The sequence below is a fragment of the Bartonella clarridgeiae ATCC 51734 genome (assembly GCF_000518185.1).
GTDB lineage: Bacteria > Pseudomonadota > Alphaproteobacteria > Rhizobiales > Rhizobiaceae > Bartonella > Bartonella clarridgeiae.
Genome location: NZ_JADC01000007.1, coordinates 1 through 4,551 on the forward strand (window position 1 = coordinate 1; position 4,551 = coordinate 4,551).

2 protein-coding genes and 1 pseudogene are annotated in these 4,551 nt (G+C 35.3%); all 3 read left to right on the top strand.

Going from position 1 to position 4,551, the window contains the following annotated elements:
- Positions 1–542, top strand: a 542-nt coding sequence (locus T420_RS0100380; RefSeq protein WP_026501042.1) for an autotransporter outer membrane beta-barrel domain-containing protein, incomplete at its 5' end; no start/stop codon positions are given.
- Positions 543–998: 456 nt separating this feature from the next.
- Positions 999–3,953, top strand: coding sequence for a BafA family autotransporter (gene bafA, locus T420_RS0100385; protein ID WP_162146511.1), 2,955 nt, complete (start codon positions 999–1,001; stop codon positions 3,951–3,953).
- A 190-nt stretch (positions 3,954–4,143) separates the two neighbouring features.
- A pseudogene (locus T420_RS0100390) lies at positions 4,144–4,551 on the top strand (autotransporter outer membrane beta-barrel domain-containing protein); the annotation flags it as partial.

Below are 4,551 nucleotides of genomic sequence, written 5' to 3' on the forward strand. Positions count from 1 at the left end.
ATAGTGTTTTGAAATATAATTATTATAAAAATAATTTGAAGACTATTTCAACGAATGGTTTGGATATTCAAGGCGATTATAATCAATGGGCAATAGGTACATCATTTGAAGCAGGTTATCATTTTGAGGCAGCACAAGATACCTGGATACAGCCTTATACTCAATTAACAGGAATATGTGTTGAAGGTAGGGAAATACAGCTTTCCAATAAGATGACAGGTGATATGAAGAGATCTACTACAGTGCGCAGTGCAGTTGGATTATCTATAGGACATAAATTTAATTTAAATAGCGATACTCACCATTTAATGACTTATATGACAGCTGCTTGGTTGCGTGGATATGGAGATAATAATCGTACGACAATTAATAAGCAGCATAAATTTACTACTGATTTATCTGGGGATACAGGTAAGTTAGGAATTGGTTTGAATAGTTTTTTTGGTGAGAATTTATCGCTTTATGCTGAGACTTATTATCTCAAAGGACAGAAAGTGAAACAGTCGCTTCAAGGTATTGTAGGATTACGCTATAATTTCTAACCTAGGTATGTTTTGTTTTCTGATCATCTTAGAATGGTATCTGCAAGACGAATATTAATGATCAGAAAACTCTTTTTAAGGGAATGTAGACAGGCATTAATATGCTTCTACATTCTAATATACAACATCGATTTTTTATCAGTTAAATTCATTTTGGTTTTTTTTATGAAGTGTGTAGCTTGTATGTTTTTTCCTCTGATTTTTTTCTGATATCCAAATAATCCAATGAATTTTTCATCATAGCTCTTAATTAGATATTATTATGTTGTAATGTAAAATACATTATGATACATTATAAAACACATTACGATAAAATAGAAGCGAGCTACTTGATAGATAGCGGGTATTAATCTAGCTTTTGATGATGGAGTGTAGATCGTGCAATATTATAAGTTAAGTTTTTCAGTATTAATGATCAGTACTTTTTTCATACAAAGCGCAAGTGCGCAGGAAAAAATGGAGGAGATGTCAGGTGAAGTTTTTGATTTAAGTGAGGTGGATTTAAATCAGTTAATAAAAAGGTTTTCCTCTACTTTTACAAAGGATAAGGTAGTCAAAAATTCTTCAGTTATTACTCATGGTATCAGTATGAATACCAGAATTGAAGAAAAAGGGGTTGAGATTGTTGAAAATAATGGAACTTCAAAAAATGCTACCATTAGTAAAGGTGGACAACAAGTTGTTACGCGTGGAGGAACTGCAATAACAACTCAGATTAGTGAGGGAGTGCAGTTTGTTTTTGAAGAAAATCCTAGAAGTCTTGGTGCAACTGATAAGCGAAGTGGTGCCTATGAAACTGTGATTTCTGGTACAAATACAAATGTCGGGCAACAAAATGTATATGATGGGGGGCAAGCTTGGATTACCAAGGTTAAGGGAGGGGGGGCGCAATATCTTTATAAAGGAAAAACAGCAAAAGGTGGTATGGCATCAAATACTGAAGTTTCTTCGAATGGTAAACAACTTGTCTTAGCTGGAGGTGAGGCTTTGGGAGTTACTTTGAAAGAGAGAGCTCTTCAAGTAGTATATCCTGGTGGAATAGTTAAAGATCTAACAATTCAAGATCAAGCGCAATCATGGATACATGTTGGTGCAAGTTTAACAGGTGCAATAAAGGTTAACGGGAAAGGTTGTCTTTATCTTTATGCTGGTGATAATATAAATTATATTACGAAAAAAGAGATTACTTTAGAAGGGCGAAGCACTGAAAAATTATTTTCTGTTGGTGCAGAAAATAGTAGTCGTAGTTCTGAAATTTATATTGGAAATTTAAGTGGGAATGGGGGAACAGTTCGTTTTGCTTCTGTCGGATACGATAAACGCCGTTCTAAACTTAGTATTGGACAGCTTTCAGGAAATTTACATTTTGATTTTAATGTTAGTGCTATAGGGGAGGTGGGGGAGGGAAGTGATTATATATTTATTAAAAGTGGTTCAGGGAATCATACAATAAGTGTTGCCGATTCTGGTATAGAAATTGAAAATTATTTTTTTCAAAAACATGGTCGTGTTACTGAGATCAATTTAGTTACTGATACAAGTAAAAATGGAGGAGTTACTTTCACTTTGGTAGATAGTTCTGGTAGATCAATTGGTGCTGTTGATGCTGGAACTTATATGTATACTTTGAACCAGAGAGCAAAAAGTGGAAATTCGAAAACTTGGTTTTTGTCTTCAGATCCTAACCAGTCTCACCAAATAAGTCTATCTCCTAAGCGCTTTATCCAAAAAAAACCATTTGTTCATGTTTTATCTACTTCATCCAGTCCTATGGGTAATGGTAAACCAAATAACGGTAGATCAAGAGGTCAAAAAAGTCAAACTTCTCGTAAAAATTCAGAATTCCGATCTCGCCCTCCTAGGCATCTGAGTCAGTATGTCGAAAACTCTTCAGTATTTGATTTAGGGATACAATCGCCTTCTGATTTTTCAGTTACCACATCCGATTCTGTCAGTGACAATAAGTCAGAATTTCGCAAACAGTCTGATCAAACTTTAGAGTTTCGGTCGCGTCCTTCTCGACACGTGTATCAGTCTGCGGAGAACTCTTTAGTTTCCTCAGCCATTTCTTATACGGAGTATCAGAGCGATAAACCACAAGATCATCATGAACCAAAAAGTCGAAAACGTTTTTCATCATCTACAAATAGTGGTGCAGAGGTTTATCCAATACTGGATGGTTCTCCAGTATTGGATTCAGGACAATCTCAAATTCTTGATTTTGAATTGATTCAATATACACAAGGAAACCAAATTGATGATTTACTTATATCTGATGATGAAGGAGAGTCTTCAGTTCTTAATCAAATAAAGCCGATGTATCCAGAAGAAAATACTGATTTAGAAGATTTAGAAGATCAAGAGACTTCTCCACAGTTTGTGAATCAGGATGATGAACAACTGTTTGATCCAATTTCTGGGGTTGCATCTGCTCCATTTACGACTCCGTCGGTTGCATCTGCTCCATTTACGACTCCGTCGGTTGCATCTGCTCCATTTACGACTCCGTCGACGGATGCAGTGCTATCTTTGGCGGTAGTTCCTGAACTTGTTTTTAACAATGAGTTGCAAAGCTTGCGTGCCGCGAGAGGCTTTTTAGAGAAAAATAAGAAGAACACTGCTCTATGGACATATGGTATCAAGAGTAAAGAACGTATTTCTACAGATCATACTCATTTTAATCTAGACCAAACTGGTATAATGGTAGGAATTGATTGGTTAAGTCATGTAGTAAACGGGCAGTTTTATATTGGGGGTTTTGGCAGTTATGACCAATCAGATATTTCTCATGCACGGAGGGGTGTCAGTCATGTAAATACTTGTAGCATTGGGGCTTATGCAACTTATTTGGGTGATCGCGGTTGGTATTTAGATAGCGTTTTGAAATATAATCATTATCAAAATAATCTTCAGGCCGTTTCAACGAACGGTTTAAATATCAAAGGAGATTATAATCAGAAAGCGATAGGTGCTTCATTTGAAACAGGTCGTCATATTAAGTTAGCGCAAGATAGTTGGACCCAGCCTTATGCCCAATTAATTTGGTTGCAAGTTAAAGGTAAAGAAATAAAGCTCTCTAATGAAATGATAGGTGATATTGGTCCATATACTTCCTTGCGTAGCGAAATTGGCTTATCTATAGGGCATGAATTTAATTTAGGTACTTCTAATTGGTTAATGACTTATACTAAGGCAGCTTGGTTGCGTGAATATATAGATAACAATCATACAACAATTAATAAACGGCATAAATTTAATACTGATTTATCTGGTAATGCTGGAAAGTTTGGTATTGGTTTGAATAGTCTTGTTAGTGAAAATTTAAACTTTTATGCTGAAGCACATTATCTCAAAGGAAAAAAAACGAAACGATCACTTCAGGGTATTTTAGGGTTACGTTATAGTTTTTGAACAAAGGTGTATTTTGTTCTCTGATCTGTTTCCAGATAGTTTTTTGTGTCAAGTTAAATATCTAATGATCAGAGAATACTCCGTGAAGCGGTGTATGCTTCAAAAACGACCTCATTCTCTATTTTGATTTATGCTTTGTAGTGATGATTGAGGCTACTTAATTAGTTATTTTTGATAGTGGAGTTTAAACATGCAATGTAAATTAGTCTCGGGGATATTAGTTGCTAACATTTCCTTTTCGCAAGTTGCTAGTGCAGATGTAGAGAGGTTTAACGTAGCTTCATCTCCATTTAATATTAAAGACAAAATACAAAAAGTTTACAATGGGCAAAAGGTATTCGACGTTATTATTGATGGAAGGGAGCAATTTGTTTTCGGGATATTGGATAATGGAGGAAAAATTATAAATAGTCACGCTTATAACACTGTAATTTATGGTCAAGATGGAAAACTAGGACAACAGAATGTATATGAAGGTGGGGTAGTATGGAATACAAAAGTGGTGCAAGGAGGAGTACAAAATATTTATCAAGGAAATAAGGGAGAGGGTGGTTTTGCGGTAGATACTGAAGTTTTTAAGAATGGAAAGCAGCGTGTT

Bases quoted from the DNA above. Each gene is read 5' to 3' on its own strand.
- bafA (WP_162146511.1), top strand. From the start codon at position 999: ATGGAGGAGATGTCAGGTGAAGTTTTTGATTTAAGTGAGGTGGATTTA.